This is a genomic window from Oceanispirochaeta crateris, from assembly GCF_008329965.1.
GTDB lineage: Bacteria > Spirochaetota > Spirochaetia > DSM-2461 > DSM-2461 > Oceanispirochaeta > Oceanispirochaeta crateris.
In genome coordinates this window covers 3,853,681-3,879,521 of record NZ_CP036150.1, presented here as the reverse complement: position 1 = coordinate 3,879,521, position 25,841 = coordinate 3,853,681, and the positions used below count along the sequence as shown (strand labels likewise).

The window sequence follows — 25,841 nt, the reverse complement described above, 5'->3', positions numbered from 1 at the left end:
CTCCTCCCTGAGGAAAGGAGTATTCTCACACTCATGATAAATACAGCAGCCATAAAAAAGTCTTTCCAGTCCAATAGAGTGGAGCGGTATGCTCTGTTCTTACTGGTTATGATGTTGTTCGGACTTGGAGGAGGGCTATTCAGGGGGGTCCAGGATAATTATCTGGCCTATCTGGGAATAGATGAAGCGGGACGGGGTATTGTTGAATTCTTCCGAGAGCTCCCGGGACTCCTCCTATTTTTACTCCTGGCCCTACTCTACCGCATGGCCGAACGACGCATTATCCGTCTGGCTCTAGGATTTTCAGTTGCCGGTATGATTGGATTTTTGGCACTGGGAACATCAATAGTACCAGCAGTCATAAGTCTTACCCTCTGGAGCCTGGGAGAACATTTGATCATGCCCGTACGTCAGTCCTATGCCATCCATTCGGCGGAGCCAGGACGAGAGGGAGCTGCCATCGGACTACTCAGGGGTGTGGAAAATGCAGGACAAGTCATTGGATTGGCTATTGTATCCCTGATATTCCTGATGCCATCAATTAGAAGCGATAGAGATGCCGGTGGAAGACAGGGCTTTGTGATCGTCTTCATCGCCGTGGCATGTCTCATTATCCTGGCTCTGATAACATCCCTAGGTATTGTCCAATCCAAGGGAAAACTGCAACGTAAACGGCTTTATTTTCGTAAAAAGTATGGAAAATATTATGGATTGGAGGTCTTTTACGGCGCCAGAAAGCAGGTTTTTCTAACCTTTGGTCCTTATCTTCTGATCCTTCACTACGGAGCTAAAACGGAATACCTGGCCAGCATATTAGGTCTTTGTGCCCTACTGAATATTTTTTTCACACCCCTGATCGGTCGGCTCATCGACCGCCTTGGCTACAGGACCATTATGATCGGAGATACTGTTGTACTCTTCTTTGTCTGTCTCTTCTATGGCTTTGCCCACAGAATTTTTCCTCATGAGATAGCCTTCATAGTAGTCAGTATCAACTTTGTGCTGGATTGGATCATTTCGAATGCCAGTATGGCCTCCAGTGTTTATGTGAGTAGAATCAGTGAAGACAAAGAGGAAATGACCTCAACCTTATCCACAGGCATTTCTATCAATCATCTGATTAGTGTGGCCATAGCTTTCTTCGGCGGATTCATATGGAAAAGCTTCGGTGTGGAATGGCTCTTCTCTCTCGCTGCTCTCATGGCCGTAGGAAATAGTCTCTTTGCTCTCTCAATCCCTCGCGTGTTGGCCAGGGAAAATCCGGCAGAGGCTTAAAACACTTGGTGATGGCCATAATTAATCTTATCTAGCTTAAATTGTCCTGACCACTCTGGCGACATCTGAAAGAAAAGTTGATCTTTCGTCATCGGATAAAAGAATTACATCTCCGAAATGCTCTTGATAGGCAATAACAGTCTTTCCCCGGAGACTCTGTTGTTTAATTAAAATATATAATATTTTCAATATAAGAGATCCTAAGCATCACAAAGGGTACCCATAAGTAATAAAATAATTGTGTAATGCTTAACAGTTTCTAAATGAACCTCTAAACTAATGCAATATTAGATATTAATATTTTTAAAAAGTCTACTTTACCTTGAGTATACTCCAGGATATAAAATATTAAAAAAGGATAGCACTATGATATATAAAACTTATGGAAAAACCGGAAAGAAAGTCTCAGCTGTAGGATTCGGCGGGATGCGTTTTGATGAAACAAAATCTAGGCAGGAAAATGCCGAATTGGTACGGTATGCAAATAGCAAAGGGATCAACTATTTTGATACAGCACCTGGATACTGTTCCGATACAAGTGAAGATATATTTGGAGAAGCCTTCAAAAATATGCCTGGAGATTTTTATGTTTCAACAAAGGGTATGCCTACAAAATTTGATACAGCTGAGAAAGCTATTGAAGCAGTCAAAAAGTCAATAAAACGACTTGGTGTAAAAAAAATTGATTTCTACCATATCTGGTGTATTAGAAAGACCGATCAATATGAACTGGCGATGAAGCCAGGTGGTCAATATGAAGGTCTATTACAATGCCAGAAAGAAGGTTTAATCGATCACATTGTCTTGTCTTCTCACCAGACGGGTAATGAAGTGAAACAGATACTTGAAGACGGAAAGATCGAGGGTATCTTGCTGGGAATGAATATTTTGAATTTCCCCTATCGCTGGGAAGGTGTGGAAACCGCGTATGAGATGGGTTACGGCGTTGTAGCTATGAATCCTCTAGGAGGAGGATCAATCCCGACACATGAGAAAGAATTAGATTTTCTCACAGAAGGCAATGAATCTGCAACAGAAGCAGCCTTAAGATTTGTGATATCCTGTCCTCAGATTACAATAGCACTAAATGGTTTCACCACGAAGGAACATATCGATACAGCTTGCAGAATTGCAGATGAGGCCAAACCTTTTACAGATGATCAGATTTCATCGATTAAAACGAAAGTTGGAGCCTCAATGAATGAAGCCTGTACCGGTTGTGGATATTGCGATATGTGCCCTCAGGAAATAGCGATTCCAAGCTTCATGCAGGTATACAACGAAAAACATGTTTTTCATAAGAGTGATGAAGAGATGAAAAAGCTTTTGGAAAATGTCTATGAATGGGGTGTTTTAGCTGGTAAAAGTGGAACAGCTTCAAACTGTACAGCTTGCGGTTTATGCGAAAGTGAATGTACACAACACCTCCCTATCATAAGTAGATTGAAAGAGTTTGCTGCCTGGGGATGAAAGTTTAATCAGCCGATTGTGTAAGCAACGGAGCTAAACTGCAAGTTATCTCCGGTGTTGACACAGCCAGTTGTGAACAACGGTGCTAAAGTTCCTACATCCAGCGGCGAAAAAGTTCCGCTTTTCATGACATAAAAAGGGGCAAATATCCTAAAGTAGTGTTTACCACAACCTCTACAAAAAGGAACCTGCCCCTATGTGTCCAAAGGAAGATCGCATGCATGTAGCACGCATCATGGCCAATCAAGGCCATACCCAAAAGTATATCGCTGAATATCTTGGAGTTAGCGACCGGATGGTTAGAAAATACCTAAATCCGGAGTTTGGAACTCATCCCAGAAAGACCCGGGAAAGTATCCTAAAACCATTCTACCCCATAATAGAAGATACTCTGGAAAATGATCCATACTTTAATCTGGTTTACCTTCACGAAAGGCTAAAAAATGCCGGTTACACCGGCAAAATGACTATTCTTAGAAACTATGCACGTCAACACAGAAAAAAGCTCATTGAAAAAGCAGTAATCCGTTTTGAAACAGAACCTGGCCGCCAGGCCCAGGTAGACTGGAAAGAATGCGGAAAAATGGAGATTGATGGTAGATTTCAAAAAGTATATGCATTTGTCATGCTTCTGGGTTACAGCAGAATTCCATTTGTCCTGTTCACTCTAGACATGACCACGTCAACGCTTCTACAGGCTCATCTGATGGCTTTCAAATATTTCGGAGCTGTTCCGAAAGAAATCCTCTATGACAACATGAGAACCGCCTGGTACAACAGCGGCAGTGTCTGGCAAGTAAACTCAAAACTTTTGGAGTTCGCATCAACCTGCGGTTTTACCCCTCTTCGCTGTCAGGTACGCAGACCGCAAACCAAGGGCAAGGTAGAACGTTTTATCGGCTATCTTGGACATAGTTTTCTCATTCGTAATGAGGTAGCTCAAGCCGGTACTTTAAAAGACCTCAATCATGCCGTTTCCCAGTGGATCAATACTATAGTAGAAAAACAGATGAGCCAGTTCCGAGAGACCCGGAAAGAGCGCTTTGAGTACGAAAAGGCATTTATGAATCCCTGGAATCCGGCAGCTGCACCTGATGTAAGGTTAATCAAAGAAATAATTGTTTCCAGAGAAGGTGTAATTTGCTATGAAACAAACAAATACAGTGTCCCGGCACAGAATATCGGACGTACTGCTGTACTGAAAGTGGATACATTGATGAGAACCGGAGAAATCTTTATCTACGAGGAGTCAGTAAGATCCTTTGACCTTCTCCCCAAAGGATCAAAATCAGAATCAATCAGGCAGGAAGACAGAGAGTCTTTGCTGAAGCGTTGGAAAAGGGAGAATCGAAGAGAGACAAAGAAAGTCGTTGCCCGTGTTCCTGAAACAAATAATCTTCCTAAATCTCCACTGATGCAAACAGAAGTTGAAGTTCGCCACCCTGGAAGCTATGACAGGCTTATGGGGGTAACGGCATGAACGTACTGCAAGAGACTATAGAAAACAGAATGAACGACCTTGGTCTGGAATTTATGGCTGCAGGACTGGAAAGTTACCTTGAAGCTCAATCTCACACAGAGAATACTCTTTCCCAATCAATCGCTGATTTACTGGAACTGGAATATATTCCTCGCAGGGAACGGGCAGCCAAAAGCCGGCTGAAACTCTCAGGAATGCCGTCGATTAAGCTATTAGACGACTTTGATCTATCTTGGTTGAAAGGAGGCCTGACGGCATCCCAGTTATCAGAATTATCCAGCTTGGCTTTCATTGAACGAAAGGAAAACCTGGTACTGATGGGGCCCAGTGGTCTTGGGAAAACCCATCTAATGCTGGCTCTGGCTCACAAAGCCTGTCAGAACGGATATACCGTCTGGTACACCAGCTGTATTGATCTGATGGAAAATTTGACTCATGCACGAGAACAAGGGCGATTGAAACGGAAGCTGACCTGGCTGCGTAAGCCACACCTGATTCTGGTTGATGAAGTGGGTTATGAAAATCTGTCAAAAGAACAGGCAAATCTGTTTTTCCAGATCGTGAATACACGTTACGAACAGGGCAGTATGATCATCACCACTAATAAGCCTTTCGGCCGGTGGGCAGAGATTTTAGACGATGTAGCCATTGCCACGGCAACCATCGACAGACTACTTCATCATGCTCATGTACTGAGCCTTAAAGGGGATTCATACCGGATGAAAGATCGGTTGAAAATAGGGATCGTTGATCCTGTTTAATTTTACCCAAAAGCGGAACTTTTAAACCGCTGAATACAGGAACTTTTTAGGCGTTGTTGACACCAATCGGTATTTGCCAGCCTTTTATATGTCAACCTCCCCTCCGTCCGCCAGTGGTAACAGGGAAAGCGCACTACTACTGGTTCAGCAAAAATACTGCTGGATCTGTTGAAACAAAGGAATCCCAGATCCTCGACTATAGGATAAAGGGACAACACTGATCTTTACCGGATTTTATTGGTTATTATTCTTCGCTAATCAATTTCAAAAGCATATTCAATAAGATTTTGTTGTACTTGTCATTCTGTAGGGAGTAAATCCTTTGGAAGAATGCAGGTAAAAATGGTATTAGGGAGATTCAATTGGTGCGTTTCGGGCTAATCGAAGACCTAAACCACCTGAACCTGTTCCTTTTTCAAAAGAACCTGTTCGATAAAATGGAGTAAATTGAAATTCATCTACAGTCCCATACGATCCTCCACGAGAAATACGATAATATTCATCCTTAATTTTTAGATATTCACCCTTAGATGGCCCTATTGGTTTAGATAGTAAGACTGAAAGGTTGTTGGGATAATCAAATGACAAATCCCAACACCACTCACTCATATTTCCGCTCATATCAAATAACCCCAATTCGTTTGACTTCTTTATGCCAACTGGATGGGCAGTATTAGCAGAATTCCATCCAGTCCAAGCGACCTCATCAAGGTCATTACTTCCAGAAAATTCATACCCTTTTGATAGATTTCCACCACGTGCAGCATATTCCCATTCTGCATCTGTTAGCAATCGGTATCCATTTGCTTCTCTTATCCATTCAACATCTTCACCATTAATGACATAGCATTCTTCGAGGCCATATTTCCTGCTCACCCAATTTAAATATTCAACAGCCTGAATCCAATGAACAGGAATAGGAGAGTCAGAGTATGGAGATTCAATTCTTGTATCTGTGTACTTATCTCTCCAGAGATAAGGGATTTTTGTATCTTCTAGGAACAACTCCCACTGTTCTACCGTTGTTTCATATTTGGAAATATAAAAATCATCCAGTTTCACCCGAACAAGATGAGATGTAAGATTTTCTTTTCCAAGGATGAATTCTTCACCTTCTACAAAGACCAGATCTTGATCAATAGTCAATTTTTCAGCAGAGCATGTACTTAAAAATGTAGTTAAAGCTAAAGTAATAACAAATCTTATTTTCATGCTATTCTCCATTAGAAGTCCATCCATGATAAAGCTCTATAACGGTATGATTTGATATTGCTCCATGACAATTGGTTTGGATATGGATCAATTGGATCATAGCCATTTCGATACATATAATGGTGTTGTTCTCCTTTGTTATTACCATAGATCCCAACGTCAGCCATTGTATAGTCAGATTTGAAATAGCTCTCCAAACTGCTGAAGTCTGAACCTTTCGCAAGGTATTGCGGTGAATTGAATTCTTGCCCTAATAGTTTCAGATAATTACGATAATTATCAACTGTGCCATCTTCTTGTATGAGTTGCTTGCCTTTTGCCTGATTTATAGCATCTCCAATCATATCAAGACTAATAGAAGGATCTCTTAACTGATAAATGTTGACTGGAACTGTTGCATAGCAAAGTGCATTATTCCCAAATCCAGCTTCATTTTCAATTTCAGTCTGACTAAATAAATGTTCAGTAGCAATCCCGGCTTCAAATCTATTGGAAAAATCCTCTGCGGAAGATATCATATTTGCTAAATATTCCTGTCTGCTTGAAGATGAAGCCCCATATTGTTCAGCAACATTCATCATTCTCATCTGATCCAGAATTGAATCCATATTCCCGTCGTTCCGCCATGCATCGACAAACATACGATCATAGTCCAACGCGGCACCCATTCTGTCAGACCACTCTCCCGATAAATCGATAGAGATTCCATTTCCTTTATCATCTAGAAAATGACCATCTTTATAGCTATCTGCTGATCCTTGCCCTACTAACATTTCATTATTAAGTCGTGATTTCTCTCCTGGCGTTAACTCAATTCCTAGAACTCTTTGGAGATGTTCTGTTCGACTGCCACCAGTAAAGTAGCCGATTTCATGTTCCTCTCCATTGTCATCATTATAAAAAACTCCACCTCTACCATCGTCCTCCATAGTGAAAGATCCATCTTCATTTGCCATCAACTTCCAATAATCTCCAGTCGACTCATATTCTCTATCAACATAACTTATCAGGGAATTCGGATCTTGATTCTTCACGGCTTCCATAAACATCTTGGCCTCATTTTGGTTGGTGATATTGAGGGATCTGTCACCATAGGTTCTACTTAGTGCTGCACTGACTGACATATGTCCTAAAACAGCATTTCGCGTCTCCATTACCTGATCATCTTTTCCATTATCAATACCATCCCTGAAGGCCTCATGGCTTAACAACACACCTAGATCCAAACTGTTTTTGCCGTCCAGATTCAAGTCTATCAGTCTTTGTCCGCTGTCGTTCTGACTTGAGACCCCCTCATACCCCTGGCCGCGTCCTGTACTTAGGATAGCCTTTTTATTCAGTATATCATCATAAAGGGCATCTGTTTCATCCATATTTGCGGAATAGATCGTTCTCATAGCGGCTCGCAAAATCCGGTCCACACCAGCCTCTCTTATCTTTCTATTCTGAGCATAGTCTTTTAAACCATTGGAGGCTTGACTGAGTGTACCAGAACTGACATCTGTACCTCCTGTTCCCATATTCAAGAGAGTTCCTCCTCCCAAATTCAGTTCCAAGACTCCCGTCCCTTTTAGTTTTGCGATATTAAGCTTCGTTTGCCCGGTCATGGCATACTCAATTCCCGATGAGGTGAGTCCGCCCGAGAGTCGGGTGAGGGCATCCGTGTTGTCTTTGGCATCATTGATGAATCCAAAAGTGCCTATTTCGAGAGAACTACTCACTCCCGCCCCGGCTAATGCACTTATATAGTTCATTTTCAGAGAATCCGGATTAATCATCGAATTGAAACGATCAATATTGAAACCATCCCCATCCAAAGACTGGATGGTGGCATTTCCAAAACTGTTTACAGTGGTACTGAACCCAGCAATTCCCACATCGCTGACAACCTCACCCAACCCGCTGACATGACTCAGACTCGTCATTGAATCTAGACTGCCTCCCAAAGCCCCCGTTCCCAGGCTGAGCAATGAACTTCCAGCTTTCTGGGCAAATCCTCCAAGGGCCTCATCGCTGCTCAGGACACCAAGGCCTATGTCGGCAACAGTGAAAAGTGCATCATCCACCATACCGAGCATCATGGCGGGAAATGATCCCAGTCCAAGAGCAGTTCCAGCCACTGTCAAAGCAATGTCAGAAACGGTTCGGACGGATGGAGCACCAATCAACCCGTCTGAATCTCCGTCATTGTCGGCATCATCATCCCAAATTTTCCTTGAATACCAGGGTGTTTTTAAAGTAGCCAGTCCTCTAAAGAGTCGAGCCTGTTGAATCATAAACTGTTCATAGATCCTTCCAAATTCCCCAAAGCCCCTGGTCTTTATATCCTCCGGACTATCCTCATCCATAAGGGGGGCATAACCGACATGGAAATTGAACAAACCTTTGGTTTCATCATATTTATCAGAACCGGACTGAGCAGAACCTTGAAAGATCCGTTCCTGTTCTTCAAGATATTGAATAAAATCCTGATCAAGCCCGGTCCTTAAATCAACCGGCTTATCATCTTCATCTGTTTCATTTCCGAAGATAAGATTCATATACTTAAGCAAACGTTCCTGAGCGAGGGTGACACTTGCTCTTACCATATCGCTGTTCATATTTTTCAGATGATCAGCAGATAAATTAATCTGCGTGTCAAATTCAGGAGCGATAAAGTATCGATATCCTTCAAAAGAATGGGTCTCCGTTTCCGATCCTCCAAGCAGAGATGTATCGATGATGGCCACTCTGGTGAAATGACTCCCCTGCCTTGCATACCCGGCATCGTTAAACTGAGATTCAAGATTCTCATCAATCGATCGATTGGCCTGATCAATATTTTCTGAAACAGATTTTCGGGCTACATCAACTGCTTCAGACAACTGAGAAGCCTGAGTCAACGACAGGGCTTTATTGATCTGTTCTTTCAGTTCAGTTTGTTGATCCTTCAGGCGATCCATGGATCTATGGGTATCCGGAAGGGAAGGTATCCTTGATGAGAAAATAACATTGTTTTCCAGATTCCGGCTTGCAAGGTTTTTCATCCCTGTTAAAAGACGGTCCAGAGTCATCCCCTCTAAGGAAGACTCAACCAGTTCCGAGAGGTCAATAGGGTTTGTTTGGATATCCGGAATCAAGGTGAACCTGACGTCTCCGATCAATTGCTCTGCATCAAGGCCTAGGTTGTTCGCTAAAGCAATGGTTCCGGATGTCACAGCAGCCTCCGAACTATTTTTGAGCCAACTGTTTTTGTTGTCGGTCATCAGCCAATATTTTTTGTCCCATAAATCAACCTTGTATTGGTACTCTCTTTCGTAGGAACCTCTCCATGACTCTCTTTGACCTATAAGCTTACGGGTAGAACGATTCCACTGATCCAGTCCTTCCTGGATTAAATCCTGGGTTCTCTCTTCCCAGTAGGTCTTCTGGGCGTAAATGGATTCCAGACCTTTTTGAAACTCATTGTACCGATCCTGTCTGACCAAGGTCATCCTGTTCTGGAATCCGCGGATCAACTCGTCTCCATAAGCCATCAGGGTATAGAGACTATCCCGGGAAGAGGGATGATCTGCCGTCCATATAGAAGCAAAAGTCCTGTCTCGATAATCTTCAGAAAAATAGGCTGGCCGTAAATAGAGGCTACGGGCAATACTTTCATATTCCTCAATATTAAATGAGGCCTGTCCATAAGTTGAAACCAATTGATCATATAGTTGATCCTGTTTGGAAGACAGCTCCAATTCTCTGCGATAAAGATCCTGATCATTCTGCTGTTTTAGGGAAGAGAGCTCCTGCAAGAGTCCATCCAGAGCCATTGAATTAGACCCTTTATAGAGAGAAGACATGGAGAAAAAACTACTCATAAGCAATTCTGTCTGGCTTGAATCAAGAGAGATGCCACTTACTGAATAGGTGAGACTCTTCAAACCGGCGGCTGTACAGTCCTCCGAACCGAATAGCTCAGTCATCCTGTTTGTACAACGCTTCAGAGTGCCTAGATGAGACTCTACGGTTTGTACAGAAGAGGCTATGGAATTACGAAGAGTTTTTCCATTAAAAGCATAGGATGAAGACTGAATTGTATCTCGAACATCCCTGATTTCTTCTCCTTTTGGCCGGTAACCGCTGAATATAACTCTCTTAAATTTCTGCTGCTGAGAATTGGCAACGTCATCGATATAATCCCAGGCGATGGCAGACAAATCCTTCTCCATCGCTTTCTTAAGAGAGTTGCTCTTGAAGGCTCCGGAATACATCAGGACCTTATAAAAGCTGTAGAGGTTCTTCAAATTTCCGTTTGATAGAACCCCACGACGGGCCGACTCTGTCTGCTCTCGGAGCCATTCTTCTCCACTGATGAAAACTTTGAAACATTCCCCGTTTAAATTAAAGAACTGGTCAGTGACAACTTCATAACCACCCGCTTTAAATTTCTCTAAATTCCCTACATATCCAATTGAAACCGATGTGAACATGGTACCGTCAATATCGAGTAATGCCTCATGCTGTGGATTGGTAAACAGATCAATACTGTAATCTCGTTTAATCCTATCCCAGCTCATACCCTGTATGGATCTCAATTCATTGTAAAAGGCAAATGAAAATTTCTTAAAAATCCCCTCCAGATTCCCTTGAGCACCAAGGGCATTCATCCATAGGAGGACATCTTTGGTAAAGGTTTCTGAAACATCAGGCTGATCAAAATATTGGTCAATATGAGTCTGAAGGCTACTGTTTTTCCAGGTAGAAAAATCAGTCATAGTACCCTCAGTCTGCGATGGATCAAAGGAAAATCCCGCTTCGTCACGAAAGGAAAAATCAATAAGCTGTTGGGCTGTGCCGGTCATATCATTCAGAACATTTCCATACTCTCTATTTAATTCGCCCATTTCCGAACTCAACTCATCCCTCGTGTAGGACAGGTTATTCATCAAAGAGAGAATTTGATTTCCTGAATCAAGAGATTCAGTCCAATCACCATCAAGATCGCTAACAGGGTTTTGGTTCTCACTGATATTTTCAAGGACCTCTAAGGCAGCCCTAGCCTTCTCATATTCGGAGAATCGTTTGTCACGGATAGAATAGACATTGATGACTCCTGGAGAATAACCTGTCTGGGCATAATCTAGGATCTCTTTGGCCTGCTGATATTGAACAGTAGCACGGCTGTGATCCTCAAAAGTCTGATCCAGGAAATCCTGTCCGGCCAGATAATCCTTCTGAAGAGAATCAAAGTGTTCAGAAATTCGTTCATAGTTGGTCAAGGCTGTGTCAAATTTCATTTTTTGTTCTTCATAAATTTGAAAATCCCGATCTACAATATTTGTTTTATATTGCATTGAATTCTGTCGGCTGATGCTCAGATCCTCTTCCAGTTTTTCCAACATAATCTGTTTATTCTCCATGAGGAGCTGTATTCCTTGGATCTCTCTTAAAAGACTAACAGATCCTTCTGAAGGCCCTTCACTCAAGCCGGAAAAGAATGTATCCAGACATTCAACAGCATGAACCTGGACAAATTCCGCGTTCCTCACAATATTAGAATCTTCTGGTTCTATCTCCCAAAGACGTTCTAAAAATTGTGTTTTATAATACTCCGAACGATTAGTTTCCAGAGAAAGGCTCATTTCCTCGAAGAGACTCCAAGCCCATTGCCTCTTCAAAGACTCAAGAGAGGAATCGTAGGGATTTTGCATTATCAACAGCAAGTATTGTTCCTCTAGAAATCCGGCCTCAGGGTAAACCTCCTCTAGAAAATCACGGGCTGTATTTCCAGACCAAGATGTATACTCCGTTAGAAAAGGATACTCTTTAGAAGCAAAATCCAGGGCTTCCAATTCCTCCCTGGAAACACTGAGATTCCCCTCCTCTCGAATAAAATCAGAAAATAGGAGATCCCGATCCAATTCAGGTTCAATCAAATCCAAAGAAGTTTCAACGGAAGTCTCAAAGGCTTTCTCCCAGGCTCTATTCCATTGGTCTGATTCATAGTTTTTCCATCTTAGTAGGGATTCGTAACGCTGAAGCTCTTCCAGTTGTTCTGTAAAACCCTCTTGCCCATAGATTTCTAAACACTCTTGAGAAGAGAAAAAAACGTCTCTTTGAGAATCAGTTTCCCCAAAGGAAGCAAGAACATCCTGTAAACGGATCATTTCATCGTAATAGACACTGGAATCCGGTTTCATCTGATCTAGATCTTCACTATAAAACACCTTTATAAGGCGATTAAAACCTTGGGTCAGATAGTCCGGTAAAGAATCCCCTTGAATGAGGGGATAATAACAATCCAGAAGCGAATCCAGATCCTCCATCTGAATCAGGTTCTGAACAAATTGTGATCCCGTCGTAAAATCTTGTTGAAACTGAGATGTCAGCATTTCCTTAGACCAGGAGGGAAATAAAGAAACGGCCTGCCCCCAGGCGTCCAGTTCCGCCTGAGCCTCTGTGATTGATAAAAGAGGTTCTGATAGATAAAGATTTAGGTAATCCAAGCCGGGGATATCATCAGTTTCATCTGTTAAGAGCTTCAACCAGAACAAAGCCCCGTCCTCAAGAAGACTCAGAACATCCTCCCGGCTCATACTTCCGGTTCTGACTTGATCAAGTAAACCTGTCAAATCGGCGAGAGCCTCCAGATCTAAAGGAGCTGTATTAAATGAAAGACTCTTTAGAAAGGCGGCATATTCAAACCAGGGTTCTGAATTAGATTGATCATCCTCATAAGAGGAGAGAATCTGATAAAGGAGAGCTCCCTTCTCCCAATAGAATGCATTTTCAGCATCAGCGAGATTTTCCTCCAGGGTCATCCTTCTTGACTCCAAGTTAAAAACATCCTGTTCCGGAATTCCCAGAAAAAAGAGAAGACTCTGACTCCATAAAAGATCCGACTGAGCCTGGTTTCTGATCTGCTGCAGACTCAGCAAAAGTTTGAGAGCCGCCTTCTTTGAATCGGACTCTGGCAAGGAAAGAGCCTGCTCATAGTATCCTGAGAGTTGTACATATTCTTCCGATGTCGGGTGAAATCCAGCTTCTTCCATTTTCAGCTGCCAAGCAGCTAAATCGTCCTGAAGAAAATCCGGATACAAACCGTTTAAACTGACCGATTCCTCTTCCATAAGATGGATATTTCCATATATTCCTGCTTGTCCCTCCACTTCAGCTCCAAGAAGATCCAGGAGGAGATCCTGCTTCATGGCACGAAGAGACTCCAAATGTTCCCACTCACCTGCCTGAATATATTGGTCATACATCTCTTCTTTGGCCCCGGGTAAACCCTCTGAACCCTCATACCAGGAACACAACTCATCTTTAAGATCTTCCATCATCTGTTCAATGACAGCGGGATTATTATTCTGATACACAGCAAAGGATGTTTCATATGTGTTCTGAGCTTCAACCATCAAAGACAGGGCCTCATCCATGACCCTGCGCGCTTCGAGTAGCTCTTCTTGCCCTTCTCCCAGGGATAAGCTTAATTCCGACAGAGTGATAGTGGCCTCACTATACAACTGTTCCATGTCTGCTAAAGCCCTTTCAGCTTCCTGAAATGATTCAAGAGTCTGCGCCTCTGTTGCCCGGGCTGAAGAGTTCAGATCGGCATAGTCCACAACCGCTTCTGAAATTAGATACTGCTGATACAGACTGTCCCTCTGGATTTTCATTCTCTGAATTTCGATATCCAGAGTATCGATTGGAACTGAAGAATCATACTCCCTGACCTGTTCTTCCAAAGTCAGAAGCATATTAAGAGATGAATTCAATTGATCACCAATCGAAACTTCAAGGCCCTCCCAATTCTTTTTTTCATTCTCAAAATAATTCTTCTCCGAGCTTAGGACAGTCCACTGTGCATTTAAGGTGTCCAACCGAGAATCCAGAGGTCCCATTGCCTTTTGCTGTATAAGGATTAAAAAATTCCCCAAACCAGAACTCGAAGGATCATGAGGATCATCATTACTAATCATGTTTTGTAAATTCTGGATTTGGTTTATGAAACTCAACTTCTCGTCTTCGAGAGCTATGATATCCGATGCTAGAGATGAGATGCTTCCTTCCAACTGGTCTATTTTATTCTGATAAAAAAGGGTGTTTTCCTCTGCCCTATCCAGGAGATAAAGGTTCTCCCTGTAGACTTCAAGAGCAGATTGAACTTGCTCAGAAAACTTATACTCCTGCTCAACCGCCGCTTGTTCTATCTCCTGAGCGATATTCTGAAACTGCTCTACAAAGCGATCTTCTTGATCAAGCCACTCCTGCTGGCCCTCATCCAGAAGGTCTGTAAGCTCTTGAATCCACTCCTTCCTCTTCTGTGAGAACAGAACAAGTGCCTTATCCCAGTTTTGTTCAGCCTCCTGATAACCAGTTTCAACTCTTAATTCCCAGTTGAGACGCTCTGTAATAAACTCTTCCTCTGCCTGGTTCCATTTTTCCAAACCTTTGTAAAACTCATCCTGAAAACTTTTGTCCCAGTTCTCTATCGAAAACTCGGCATCCTGAACCACAGCATTTTTTAAGTCGTCTATTCCTTCTTCCAGAATCTGATCCGTTTCATGAAGAGAAAACCTTGTCTCTTGAATCAGCTGTTCAGCCAGCGATTCAGCAGTGTCTTCCTCACTCTTGTTTCTCATTGAATACAAATCATCCCGTCTGATAGCATCAAAAGAGCGGGAGGACCAAGTGATCAAGCGATCCGTTTCGGCCCTGATCCGCTGTCTGTATTGATCAAGACTGACTTGCAAATGATTTTTTACAGAGTCTCTGAACTCTTCGGGTAAGGAGTGTTGGATCTGTTGAAAAACACTTTCAGCTTCCATGGACCAATTTTGAAGTATGATATCCTGCACAGATAGGACTGTTTGTTCCCACTCCATTTTTTCTAATTGAGTTGTTTCAGGGTCGATGGACCTGAGAAGAGGATCTCCTTGAGAATCAAAGAGGACAGAACCATCTACAGTCTGATAGAGCCATTGCCTGTCCTGCTCTTCCATAGTTCCGACAAGAGATGTCAGGTCATAGGAAGGGATATTTTTTTGAAGAGCATGAGTGGCCCACTCTTTCAACTCAGATTCAGCTTCCTTGAGCCAAAAGTCTAATTCTGATGGCAAAGTCCTTCCGAGGTTTAAAGTCTCATACCAGACCAATGGATCAGATCCTAACTGGATCTCACTAAAGTAAATTGCACTTTCCATGGACTTGGTCTCTTCACCGTAGGTCACAATTTCATGGGAATACAGGGACCGGGTCAACAGAAAAATGAAAAGGATAAGAATCTCCCAGAATTTCATAAAGGTCTCCTTCGGATTCGTATAACCATGAGGAAATAAGGTCTCCCGAAAGGACAACGAAGGAATTCACCTTGAGAATTCAAAAAGACTTATAAATAATACAGCCTCCACAATGGGAGGCCAATTACTTTTCTGAAAATGTACTTTATTAACTGTGGAAAGAAGAAATGCCTTCTTTCTAACTTTTTGAATTATTTTTCTTTATGAAATGAATATAAGAGAAGGACGTGTTCTTATAATAGGAATATGATCAAGATTCTTTGAACTTTGTGTCAGTTTTTTGTGAAGTCTGTAAAGGATGAGATGCAAAATGTCCAAGAAGTTCCTATACTTGTTCAAATATTTATATTGAAATACCCGGTGAGCCGGTTAATCAGGAGCAATTATGAAAATAAATGGAAAATGTGTCGTATCCATGGACTACAAACTCAGAAACGAAGCAGGAGAGATCCTGGATGCTTCAGGGACAGGAGATCCTCTGGTCTTTCTCCATGGTGTGGGAGCCCTCGTTCCCGGTCTCGAAAAAGAACTCAATGGAAAAACCTCCGGCGACACGCTGAGAGTAAAAGTATCTCCCGCCGAAGGCTATGGTGAGCATATGCCCCAGCTTATTCAAAAGCTGCCAAAAGAATCATTCCAGGGTGTGGATGACATTGAAGTGGGTATGGAATTTCAAGCCAGTAGTGAAGATGGCCATGTCATGGTAGTCCGGGTCGACAGTATTGATGGAGATGAGATCACAATCAATGGAAACCATCCTCTGGCAGGAATGACCCTTGATTTTGAAGTGGGCATCACAGATGTGAGAGAAGCCACAGCAGAAGAACTTGAACACGGTCATGTACATGGTGCACACGGTCACCACTAAGGGTAAAGAAAAACCCGATAGAGGGAGTGCTCTTTTAAGAGGACTCCTTTTTTTATTTCTGCCGGCCCTATCTGAATTTTAAATATTAGCTATTTAGTCAACTAACGAATACTTATATTTTCTATCTACTAAGGCAATTAATTCTCTTATCAAATAAACCCTTCATTGACTCTCATTTTACTTCTGGCCTATTATTTAAGTCTCATATCATACCTTCGGGCCTTTATATGCATGAATGTATTTGACTGTCCGAGGCGAAAAATCAGGTTTCCCCTGTTAAAGGGATAGAATATTTTCTATATTTCAAGGAGTTAAAATGTCCAAGTATACAAACCTTCTAAAAAGCAAAATGACAGACAAGAGCTTTGCTAAACTGGAGGCTCTCAAGAATGACAAAGTCATGGATTTCGTAGGCAGCTTTGCCGAACATTGTAATCCTAAGACCATCTATGTTTGTGATGACAGCAAAGAAGACGAAGAGTACATAAAGGCTGCCGCCCTTAAAAACGGTGAAGAACATCCCATGGCAAATTCAGAGCAGACCATTCACTGGGATGGTTACGGCGATCAGGCCCGGGACAAGGTAAATACCCGTTACATGGTATACCCTGAAAATCTGGACAAGATGAAAGCCATGAACTCTCTTCCCTATGATGAGGCAAAAGAAGAGATTATGGGCATTGCCAAAAACATCATGGCCGGCAAGGAAGCCTACGTAAAATTCTTCACCGAAGGTCCTGCAGAAAGCCCCTTCACCATCCCCTGTATCCAGTTTACAGACTCTTCCTATGTAACCCACTCCGAATCCATACTGTACAGACCCGGGTACAAACATTTCCTCAACAATCCTGGTAGTGAGGATTTCTTCCGTTTCATTCACTCCGCAGGAGAGCTTGACGAAAGAGGTTGTACAAAAAATCTCGATAAAAGAAGAATCTACATGGATACACAGAACAATATTGTTTACTCCATGAATGACCAGTATGCGGGAAACTCCATTGGTCTTAAAAAACACGCCATGAGACTTTCCATTAGTAAGGCCGGCCAGGAAGGATGGCTCTGTGAGCATATGTTCCTTATGGCATGTCTTGGTAAGGGTGGAAGAAAAACCTACTTTGCCGGTGCTTACCCCTCGGCCTGTGGTAAAACAGCAACAGCAATGATTCCCGGAGAACAGATTGTTGGAGACGACATTGTGTACTTCAGAAACATTGACGGCGAATTCCGCGGCGTGAATGTAGAACAGGGTATTTTTGGTATCATCAAAGACGTTAATGCCGAAGACGATCCTGTAATTTTCGAAAACGCCATGATAAATCAGGAAGTTATTTTCTCCAATATTCTTCAGGGTCCCGACAAAAAACCATATTGGCTCGGCCAGGGTGTTGAACCCCCTAAAAGCGGTCTGAACCATATTGGTGAATGGACTGAAGGAATGAAAGACGATAAGGGTAATGTAGTTCCAGTTGCTCACCCCAACTCACGCTATACCATGAGACTGGACTACCTTGCCAACTTTGATAAAGAAGGATTTGAAGCAAAAGACGGTGTAAAAATTTCGGGTATCCTCTATGGAGGACGTGACAGCGATACATCTGTGCCTGTAGAAGAATCTGCCACATGGAAAGAAGGAATTCTTCTTAAGGCCTGTACCCTCGAATCTGAAACTACCGCAGCCACCCTTGGTGCAGAAGGTGTGAGAGCGGCTTCTCCCATGGCAAATATGGACTTTGTATCCTACCCTCTTGGTGAATACACACTGAACAACATCAAGTTTGGAGAATCCGTAAAAGACTGCCCCAAGATCTACTCCACAAACTACTTCATGAGAGGACCCAAGGGTGAGTTCATGACCAGCAAGCTTGCCAAAAAAGTATGGCTTCACTGGGCAGAAGGTAGATTTTACGGTGAATATGAAGCCCTGGATACACCTTCAGGTAAGATTCCCAAGTATGAAGATCTGCAGGCTCTCTTTGACGAGTTCCTTCCCAACGAAGGTTTCAACAAAGAAAAATATACCTACCTGTTTACCTTCCGCTGTACCAAGCTGATTGAAAAACTGGAAAGAACCAAAAAATTCTTCGCCAGCAAAGACAGCAATGTACCGGCAGAGCTGAACAAATTCTGGGATGATACCATTGCAAAATACAAGGCTGTACGGGAAAAGTACGGTGATGAAATCAAACCGGGAGACTTCAAAGGCTAATGCCTTTGGTTAATTAAACCGTAAAACCGCCCTGGTTAGGGCGGTTTTTTTATGCCCATATAAAATTATAAAAGAAAAAGCCCATCCGGATGGGACGGGCTTGGAGATTGACTCCGGTCCATTAGATGAACCGGAAGTAAAAACCTGATTAACCGAGACGTTTCTCGAGTTTTTCAAGCTGTTCAGTCATTTTCTTAGGTAGTTTATCACCAAACTTGGCGAGGTAAACCTTGGCATCTTCAAGTGTTTTCTTGAAAGCAACGGTGTCTACCTTCATCAGTCTTTCCCAGTCTTCCTTAGCCAGGTCAAGACCTTTTGCCAGGTCATCATTGGCAGGCATCATTCCGATGGGAGTTTCAATGGCGTCAACCTTGCCTTCAACACGATCACACATCCATTTCAGAACACGGCTATTTTCACCGAATCCAGGCCATACAAAACGTTTTCCGTCTTTCTGGAACCAGTTTACATAGAATACCTTAGGAGCTTTATCTCCCAGCATTTCACCCATGTCAAACCAGTGCTGCATGTAATCTCCACCGTGATATCCAATGAAAGGAGTCATGGCAAAGGGGTCAAATCTCAGGCTGACATTGCCGAGGTCCAGTGCGGCGGCTGTAGGTTCAGAAGAGGCAGTAGCTCCCATGTAAACACCCTGTTCAAAGTCAAACGCTTCGTGTACAAGGGGCATAACAGAGGTTCTTTTTCCACCAAATACGAAAATATCGATGGGAACACCTTCCGGATCTTCCCAGTCGGGACAGATAACAGGACAGAGTTCTGCTTTAGCTGTAAAACGGCTATTTGGATGAGCACCCAGGATTTTTTTACCATCGGCATCTTTCATGCCGGGTTTCCAGGGTCTGTTCAACCAGTCTGTACCACCGGCACATTCTTTACCCATATCTTCCCACCATACATCTTTATCTTCTGTAACAACTACATTTGTAAAGATGGCGTCTCTGGAACAGCTGGCGAGGGCCATGGGGTTAGAACCTTCAGAAGTACCGGGAGCAACACCAAAGAATCCTGCTTCAGGGTTGATGGCGTAAAGACGACCGTCTTTTCCGGGTTTCATCCAGGCAATATCATCACCAATTGTTTCAACCTTCCATCCGGGGACGGTAGACTGAAGCATGGCCAGGTTTGTTTTACCACAGGCAGAGGGGAATGCCGCTGCGATATGGTATTTTTTACCTTCGGGATTTGTGAATCTCAAGATAAGCATGTGTTCGGCCATCCAGCCTTCTCTTCCAGCCATGGCAGATGCGATACGCAATGCCAGACATTTCTTACCGAGGAGGGCGTTTCCGCCATAACCGGAACCGTAAGACCAGATCAGGTTTTCTTCAGGGAAGTGGGCAATATACTTTTCTTCAATAGGCGCACAGGGCCATCTGCTGTCTTTCTGACCGGGTTCGAGGGGAGAACCTACAGAGTGAAGACAGGGAATAAAATCACCGTCAGTACCCAACAGGTCATAGACCTTGGTAGAAACCCGGGTCATTGTGTGCATGTTGACAACAACATAGGGAGAGTCTGTAATCTCAATTCCAATTTTGGCAATGGGAGAACCGATGGGTCCCATTGAAAATGGAATAACATACAAGGGGCGACCCTTCATACAACCTGTGTATTTTTCGGTCATTATTTTTTTCAGTTCAACAGGATCAATCCAGTTGTTGGTTGGTCCGGCATCTTCTTCTTTTACAGAAGCAATGTAGGTACGTCCTTCTACACGGGCTACATCAGAAGGGTCGGAGTTGAAGGCAAAGCTATTGGGACGAAGTTTTTCGTTCAGCTTTATTGCCATTCCAGACTCTACCATTTCTGCCATCAGACGATCGTATTCTTCTGTTGACCCGTCACACCAGATAATTTTTTCGGGTGTTGTCATGGCTGCAATTTCATTGACCCATGCAATCAGTTTTTTGTTCTTTGTGGGAACTGACATTCTTAACTCTCCTTAGAATATTTACTTTTGTGATAATCAAATATAAAAAAACCCGGATGACACCTATCCTAGTGCGGTCCGGGCCACTATCCTTAAGAATCTCCACCTTTTCAAGTGGTTATTGATTAGTTTTGGCTTTTATTTATTGACCGGTTGAGGATAAACTGGTGAAGGAATCACCCTTTGACTCTCCCCCGATGAACTTCTGCATCATACAGATTCATACAATTTATTTCAAGTAACTATAGTGATTTACAAAGGATTTAATTACATCTTATTGAAACAGTTCTCCCTGTAAGAATATAATTAAATTCTAAAGTGATTGTTCCCCGGGAGAAATACATGACCAAAGGCCAGATGGAAGAACAAATTTGCAAAGCCATGATTCGCTTTGAAAAGGAATACATGGGTAGAGGACCCCTTGAAGCCAGATCCTACATCATTGACGATATGGTCATTCTCAGAATGAAAGGAGTTTTAACACCTGCAGAAAACAAGCTGGCCAGTTCTCAGGAGATCGACAACGGACGCGCTCAGATCAAGCAGATGCGCCGGACACTTATTGAAAACAGCCGGGTTCTCCTGGAATCGGTTCTTCAGGATATTCTAAAGGTAAATATTATCAGCATGCATTCTGATCTAAGTACCCGAACCGGAGAGAGAATTATTATCTTCACGCTGGAATCGCCACCGGAACTGACTTGAAGGGGAATGTATGACCTTCATTACAACGATCCTAGAGAAACAGATTATCATGGATAGAACCTGGTTATTCACCCTGGACCGGGGGTCTTTTGAGTTTCAGCCCGGCCAGTTTATAAACTTATCCACAGGCCCCGGAAACGATCGTAGAGAGTTCTCAATCGCCAGTCCGAGTCAGCAGAAAACTCTGGAAGTTTTGATTACAAGACAAAAGGATGGAGCCCTGTCTCCCCTCCTTTGCGACAGTCCAGTGGGGGCAAAATGGACTGTGGAGGGACCGGAAGGCCAATTCCAGCTCTCCCCCCTAGAAAGAAAAAGCCCCGTCTTGATGATTGCCACCGGCAGCGGCATCAGCCCCTTCGGCTCCCTAATACGTAGTTATCCCGGTTTGGACTATCAGATACTCCACGGCTTACCCCATTTTGGGAGAATTAAGGAGTGGATCAACTTTCCCGCCAAACGCTATACACTCTGTACCAGCCGCAGCGGGGATGGTGATTTTTCTGGGAGGGTTACAGAACGCTTGAAACAGATATCCCTTTCCTCAAAGGCCATCTACATGCTCTGTGGCAACAGCGATATGATTTTTGATTCCATGGCCATACTTCAAGACAGGGGAATACCCAGAAAAAATATCAAAGCAGAGATCTACTTTTGATTTTCTTCCTCTAACGCAGCATTAACTGTCTTAATCTGATCGGCAGCATGGTAACTGGAACGCACGAGGGGGCCTGCCTCTACATGAAGAAACCCTTTCTGAAGAGCTTTCATCTTCAAGTCATGAAATTCATAAGGGGTTCTGTACTTGACCACAGGCAGATGATTCCTGGTGGGCTGCAAATACTGACCCATGTTTAAAATGCGTACTCCCGCTCCTAAAAGATCATCCATGGCCCTAAGAACCTCATCATCCTCTTCTCCCAATCCCAGCATAAGGCTGGACTTGGTCTTGCACTGAGGATTCAAGGAGTGAACGGTAGCCAGAAACTCAAGAGACCGGTCATAGTCCGAACGTGACCGGACTCGGGGAGTCAGACGTCTCACAGTTTCAAGATTATGGCTGAGGATATCCGGCTGGGCTTCAACCATCCTGGCAATGGATTCTATTTTCCCCATCATATCCGATGATAGAAGTTCTACCGTACAGGAGGGAACCAAGGATCTGATTTCACTCACCGTCTGGGCCATTTGCCAGGAACCTCCATGGTCCAGATCATCTCTGTTTACCATAGTGACCACCACATGGGAGAGGTCCATGGATTTAACAGCCTCGGCGACCCGGCGCGGTTCATCCAAATCCACAGGACCCGGAAGGCCCGTTTTGACGGCGCAGAAGCGGCAACGCCTGGTGCAGGTATCGCCTAAAATCATAAATGATGCAGTTCTATGGGTTCCCCAGCACTCTTCCAGATTAGGACATTTGGCTTCCTGGCAAACCGTATGAATATCCATTTTTTCGATTGTATTTGAGACTCTATGAAAGTCACTAGTCGTATTCAAACTAGTTCTCAGCCAGTCGGGCTTGGGTGTATACTTTCTTTTTTCATCAGTTGTGGAATTCTTCATAACTTTATATTACTACATTAGTAATATTTATTCCTATTTATAACATCTATATTTTAAGACTCAATACCTCTATAATAATTCTCGAACTATTCCTATGGGTATATAAAACAGGAAAAAAGACGAATGATAAGACTGCCAATGGGAAGAATATCGATCATGATTCTATTGATGATTCTTCTTTTAAATCAATTCCTCATATCCCAAACCATAGGGCCAGATAAATTCTCAGAACTAAACCTCTTAAACGAAGATTTTTCAGATCATTCCGCAGTTCTTTCGGGAGACTGGGAATTATATTGGAATGAATTTCTGCCTCCCGGCAGTGATTTTACAAAAATAGACGCTGAAAGTATCAGGGTTCCCGACCCATGGAATAAGGATAAGAATCACCCGGCCAACGGATTTGGAACCTATAGAACCAGAGTTAAACTCCCCGAAGGCAGCCGGGACATGGGTATTACCATGGATTATACCCTCAACCATTACCGCCTTTATATAAACGATAAACTCATCCATCAAAATGGAGAGCCAAACACAGGATGGAAGAGGAATACGACGATTCAAAGACCTGTCATCCTCCCCCTGCCCGATGAGAATGAACTTGAGATCATCCTCCACATTTCTAACTTTGATGACCTCTATGGCGGTCTTCTGGAACCTCCGGTCATTGCCAGCCTAGAACAGCTCAACCTGAAAATGGATAGAAACCAAATGATGGACTCATTCCTTTTCGGACTTTTTCTGGTCATTGGCATCCTCTATATTTTGTTTTATACAAGCGAAGGTAAGGCAACACAATCGTCCCTATTTTTTGGTCTGTTTACACTGACAATGGCCCTGAGAACCCTACTCTACAACCAGCACATGCTACTGCTCCTACTGCCTGAGTTGCCTGTCGAGGTTGAAACGACCCTAGGACATCTGACATTTTACCTAGCCATTCCCTTCTTCCTGAGATTCATTTGCCTTGAGTTCCCATCCAAGTACAACAGATTAATAGAGTTTCCCACTTATAGTATCAGCACAATTTTCTGCCTCCTGGCCATCGTGACAAGACACCATTTCTATATCCGATTTCTGGGGATTTATCAGATTTTATCCCTGATCGTCGCAATTTCAGTCTTCGTTCTGCTGATCAAAAGATCCTATGAAAAGAACAGCATTGCCAGAATACTTTTACTTGGATTTATCATGCTCCTGGGGACATCCGTCAATGATATACTCTATGCACAGAAGATCATCGATACATTTCACATGGCTCCACTGGGACTCGGTCTGTATATTCAGGGCCAGGCCATCCTCCTTAGTTGGAAGATTGGCAAATCCTTCAAGGCGAGTAAAGATCTTGCTCTTGTTCTGGAATTCACCAACACATCTTTCAGGCGATTTGTTCCGGTAGAATTTCTAAAATACCTCAATAAGAACAGCATTACAGACGTTGAGCTGGGTGATCATGTACAGATGGAGATGACCATTTTCTTCCTCGATATCCGGGACTTTACCTCATTGTCGGAAAAGATGACTCCCAGAGAAAATTTTCTGTTTCTCAACTCCTACTATGAACGAGTCTGTCCTGTCATTCGGAAGCATCAGGGCTTCATAGATAAGTATATGGGTGATGGAATTATGGCCCTTTTTGCAGGGCCCGACTCAGCAGAGAATGCCGCCCTGGCAGCCATAGAAATGAAAAGGATCTTGGGGCTTTACAATTTTCATCGTTCAAAAACAGATTATGACCCGGTTAGAGTAGGAATTGGCATTCATACAGGTTCTCTTATGATGGGGACCATCGGTGAGAATAAGAGAATGGATGGTACAGTCATTTCTGATGCGGTGAATCTGTGCTCAAGGATAGAAAGCCTGACGAAAGAGTATGGCATTGATGTTGCCCTGAGCGAAGAAACCTACGGAAAACTTAAAAATAAAACAGAGAAGCAAGTTCGTTTTATTGGAAGAATCAAGGTAAAGGGAAAGGAAACCCCGGTCTGTATCTACGAATTATTCAACGGAGACCCAAAGGACATAACAGAACTAAAGCTCAATACAAAAGAAGAGTTTGAAAAGGCTGTCCGCCTGAGAGACGACAACCACTTCGAAGAGGCTCTCCAAGTATTTGAGAAAGTTCATACAGTATTCCCACAAGACAGGACAACACAAATTTACCTGAGCCGATTCCGCAAATCAGACTCCTGAGAGAACAGACCAATGATTTATAATGAAAAACAAACGGGAATGGCGGCCATGGCGGCTTGTGCCGTTCTATGGAGCTGTGGTGGTATATTGATAAAGCTGGTGAACTGGCATCCTCTGGCAACAGCGGGTATAAGAAGCATACTGGCAGGCGCATTTATCCTCCTCATTCTAAAAAAACCTCGCTTTCGATTCTCAAAAATTGAGATTATGGCTGCTCTGGCTCACAGTCTGACAATGATATTCTTTGTCTCGGCTACGCGGACAACAACTGCCGCTAACGCCATCCTTTTACAGTACACCGCCCCTATTTATGTAGCGATTCTGGGTGGATTTATCCTCAAAGAGAAACCCTCAATTCATCACTGGTTGGCCCTTGTGACAATTCTTTTGGGCTTAGGTCTTTTTTTTAAGGATGAACTGGGACCCGGTCATGGTCTGGGAAACCTATTAGGCCTGGCCAGCGGAATAAGTTTCGCCCTGTTCTCAATCTTCATGAGACTTCAAAAGGAAGGGAATCCTCTTGAATCCCTGCTCCTGTCCAACTTCCTCACAGCCTTGATTGGCATACCTTTTTACTTCCAGGGACCTGGACCTGATTTAACCGGATGGTTATCCATTGGCGCCTTGGGAATTTTTCAAACCGGATTGAGTCTGATGTTATTTTCATACGGCATAAAACGGATCAGAGCTCTATCTGCCATGCTGATTGCTGCTCTGGAACCTCTGCTGAACCCCCTATGGGTTTTTCTTATCACTGGAGAGAAGCCGGGCTACTGGTCGTTGATCGGGGGGCTAATCATCCTGAGTGCCGTAACAAGTTCCTCGGTTTTATCCTCTTTGAAACCCCAGGAAAAGCCATGGCCCCTCCATGAAACACAGCAATGAGAG

The 25,841-nt window shown here is 43.2% G+C and carries 14 protein-coding genes and 1 pseudogene; 11 read left to right on the top strand and 4 right to left on the bottom strand.

Annotated features, from left to right (window positions below; genetic code table 11):
* Positions 1–33 precede the first annotated feature (33 nt).
* From EXM22_RS17575 to istB, 4 genes are all read left to right on the top strand, one after another.
* Positions 34–1,275, top strand: a complete 1,242-nt coding sequence (locus EXM22_RS17575; protein ID WP_168203602.1) for an MFS transporter — start codon at positions 34–36, stop codon at positions 1,273–1,275.
* A gap of 366 nt (positions 1,276–1,641) precedes the next feature.
* Positions 1,642–2,745: an aldo/keto reductase gene (locus EXM22_RS17570; RefSeq protein ID WP_149487778.1), complete on the top strand. Its 1,104-nt coding sequence runs from the start codon at positions 1,642–1,644 to the stop codon at positions 2,743–2,745.
* A gap of 217 nt (positions 2,746–2,962) precedes the next feature.
* On the top strand, positions 2,963–4,225 hold the full coding sequence (istA, locus tag EXM22_RS17565; protein WP_168203601.1) for an IS21 family transposase: 1,263 nt from the start codon (positions 2,963–2,965) through the stop codon (positions 4,223–4,225).
* Positions 4,222–4,986 (top strand): IS21-like element helper ATPase IstB, encoded by a 765-nt coding sequence (gene istB, locus EXM22_RS17560; protein WP_149487701.1) that lies wholly within the window; start codon positions 4,222–4,224, stop codon positions 4,984–4,986. Before istA ends, istB begins: the two co-directional genes overlap by 4 nt.
* Positions 4,987–5,334: 348 nt before the next feature.
* Here the strand turns inward: istB and EXM22_RS17555 are convergent, their stop codons facing one another.
* The gene (locus tag EXM22_RS17555; protein WP_168203600.1) at positions 5,335–6,198 is read right to left on the bottom strand and encodes a formylglycine-generating enzyme family protein; all 864 of its coding nucleotides are present in this window, start codon (positions 6,196–6,198) and stop codon (positions 5,335–5,337) included.
* 11 nt (positions 6,199–6,209) lie between these two features.
* Complete coding sequence (locus EXM22_RS17550; protein WP_149487775.1) at positions 6,210–15,464, bottom strand: coiled-coil domain-containing protein; 9,255 nt, start codon at positions 15,462–15,464, stop codon at positions 6,210–6,212.
* Positions 15,465–15,507: 43 nt separating this feature from the next.
* On the opposite strand from EXM22_RS17550, the pseudogene EXM22_RS18625 reads away from it, so the two are divergent.
* From EXM22_RS18625 to EXM22_RS17535, 3 genes and pseudogenes are all read left to right on the top strand, one after another.
* Positions 15,508–15,600: pseudogene (locus tag EXM22_RS18625) on the top strand (hypothetical protein); the annotation flags it as partial.
* Positions 15,601–15,849: 249 nt separating this feature from the next.
* Positions 15,850–16,332 carry an FKBP-type peptidyl-prolyl cis-trans isomerase gene (locus EXM22_RS17540; RefSeq protein WP_149487774.1) on the top strand — a complete coding sequence of 161 codons (483 nt, stop codon included), beginning with the start codon at positions 15,850–15,852 and terminating at the stop codon, positions 16,330–16,332.
* A gap of 316 nt (positions 16,333–16,648) precedes the next feature.
* On the top strand, positions 16,649–18,538 hold the full coding sequence (locus tag EXM22_RS17535; RefSeq protein WP_149487773.1) for a phosphoenolpyruvate carboxykinase (GTP): 1,890 nt from the start codon (positions 16,649–16,651) through the stop codon (positions 18,536–18,538).
* A 148-nt stretch (positions 18,539–18,686) separates the two neighbouring features.
* On the opposite strand, the gene EXM22_RS17530 is transcribed toward EXM22_RS17535, so the two are convergent.
* Complete coding sequence (locus EXM22_RS17530) at positions 18,687–20,492, bottom strand: phosphoenolpyruvate carboxykinase (GTP) (RefSeq protein ID WP_149487772.1); 1,806 nt, start codon at positions 20,490–20,492, stop codon at positions 18,687–18,689.
* A 342-nt stretch (positions 20,493–20,834) separates the two neighbouring features.
* Between EXM22_RS17530 and EXM22_RS17525 the strand changes: the two genes are divergently transcribed.
* Both EXM22_RS17525 and EXM22_RS17520 read left to right on the top strand, forming a co-directional pair.
* Complete coding sequence (locus tag EXM22_RS17525) at positions 20,835–21,197, top strand: Na-translocating system protein MpsC family protein (protein WP_149487771.1); 363 nt, start codon at positions 20,835–20,837, stop codon at positions 21,195–21,197.
* Between the two features lie 10 nt (positions 21,198–21,207).
* Complete coding sequence (locus tag EXM22_RS17520) at positions 21,208–21,852, top strand: ferredoxin--NADP reductase (RefSeq protein ID WP_149487770.1); 645 nt, start codon at positions 21,208–21,210, stop codon at positions 21,850–21,852.
* Here the strand turns inward: EXM22_RS17520 and lipA are convergent.
* Positions 21,843–22,760 carry a lipoyl synthase gene (lipA, locus tag EXM22_RS17515; protein ID WP_149487769.1) on the bottom strand — a complete coding sequence of 306 codons (918 nt, stop codon included), beginning with the start codon at positions 22,758–22,760 and terminating at the stop codon, positions 21,843–21,845. The two genes, EXM22_RS17520 and lipA, sit on opposite strands and share 10 nt — an antisense overlap.
* A 123-nt stretch (positions 22,761–22,883) precedes the next feature.
* On the opposite strand from lipA, the gene EXM22_RS17510 reads away from it, so the two are divergent.
* Together EXM22_RS17510 and EXM22_RS17505 are read left to right on the top strand one after the other, a co-directional pair.
* The gene (locus EXM22_RS17510; protein WP_149487768.1) at positions 22,884–24,953 is read left to right on the top strand and encodes an adenylate/guanylate cyclase domain-containing protein; all 2,070 of its coding nucleotides are present in this window, start codon (positions 22,884–22,886) and stop codon (positions 24,951–24,953) included.
* Positions 24,954–24,965: 12 nt separating this feature from the next.
* The gene (locus EXM22_RS17505; protein ID WP_149487767.1) at positions 24,966–25,838 is read left to right on the top strand and encodes a DMT family transporter; all 873 of its coding nucleotides are present in this window, start codon (positions 24,966–24,968) and stop codon (positions 25,836–25,838) included.
* Positions 25,839–25,841: the final 3 nt, after the last annotated feature.

Excerpts from the sequence above, each read along its gene's own strand:
- EXM22_RS17505 (WP_149487767.1), top strand. The coding sequence starts at position 24,966 with ATGATTTATAATGAAAAACAAACGGGAATGGCGGCCATGGCGGCTTGT.
- istA (WP_168203601.1), top strand. The coding sequence starts at position 2,963 with ATGCATGTAGCACGCATCATGGCCAATCAAGGCCATACCCAAAAGTAT.
- EXM22_RS17570 (WP_149487778.1), top strand. The coding sequence starts at position 1,642 with ATGATATATAAAACTTATGGAAAAACCGGAAAGAAAGTCTCAGCTGTA.
- EXM22_RS17540 (WP_149487774.1), top strand. The coding sequence starts at position 15,850 with ATGAAAATAAATGGAAAATGTGTCGTATCCATGGACTACAAACTCAGA.
- EXM22_RS17550 (WP_149487775.1), bottom strand. The coding sequence starts at position 15,464 with ATGAAATTCTGGGAGATTCTTATCCTTTTCATTTTTCTGTTGACCCGG.
- EXM22_RS17575 (WP_168203602.1), top strand. The coding sequence starts at position 34 with ATGATAAATACAGCAGCCATAAAAAAGTCTTTCCAGTCCAATAGAGTG.
- lipA (WP_149487769.1), bottom strand. The coding sequence starts at position 22,760 with ATGAAGAATTCCACAACTGATGAAAAAAGAAAGTATACACCCAAGCCC.
- EXM22_RS17525 (WP_149487771.1), top strand. The coding sequence starts at position 20,835 with ATGACCAAAGGCCAGATGGAAGAACAAATTTGCAAAGCCATGATTCGC.
- EXM22_RS17535 (WP_149487773.1), top strand. The coding sequence starts at position 16,649 with ATGTCCAAGTATACAAACCTTCTAAAAAGCAAAATGACAGACAAGAGC.
- EXM22_RS17510 (WP_149487768.1), top strand. The coding sequence starts at position 22,884 with ATGATAAGACTGCCAATGGGAAGAATATCGATCATGATTCTATTGATG.
- istB (WP_149487701.1), top strand. The coding sequence starts at position 4,222 with ATGAACGTACTGCAAGAGACTATAGAAAACAGAATGAACGACCTTGGT.
- EXM22_RS17530 (WP_149487772.1), bottom strand. The coding sequence starts at position 20,492 with ATGTCAGTTCCCACAAAGAACAAAAAACTGATTGCATGGGTCAATGAA.
- EXM22_RS17555 (WP_168203600.1), bottom strand. The coding sequence starts at position 6,198 with ATGAAAATAAGATTTGTTATTACTTTAGCTTTAACTACATTTTTAAGT.
- EXM22_RS17520 (WP_149487770.1), top strand. The coding sequence starts at position 21,208 with ATGACCTTCATTACAACGATCCTAGAGAAACAGATTATCATGGATAGA.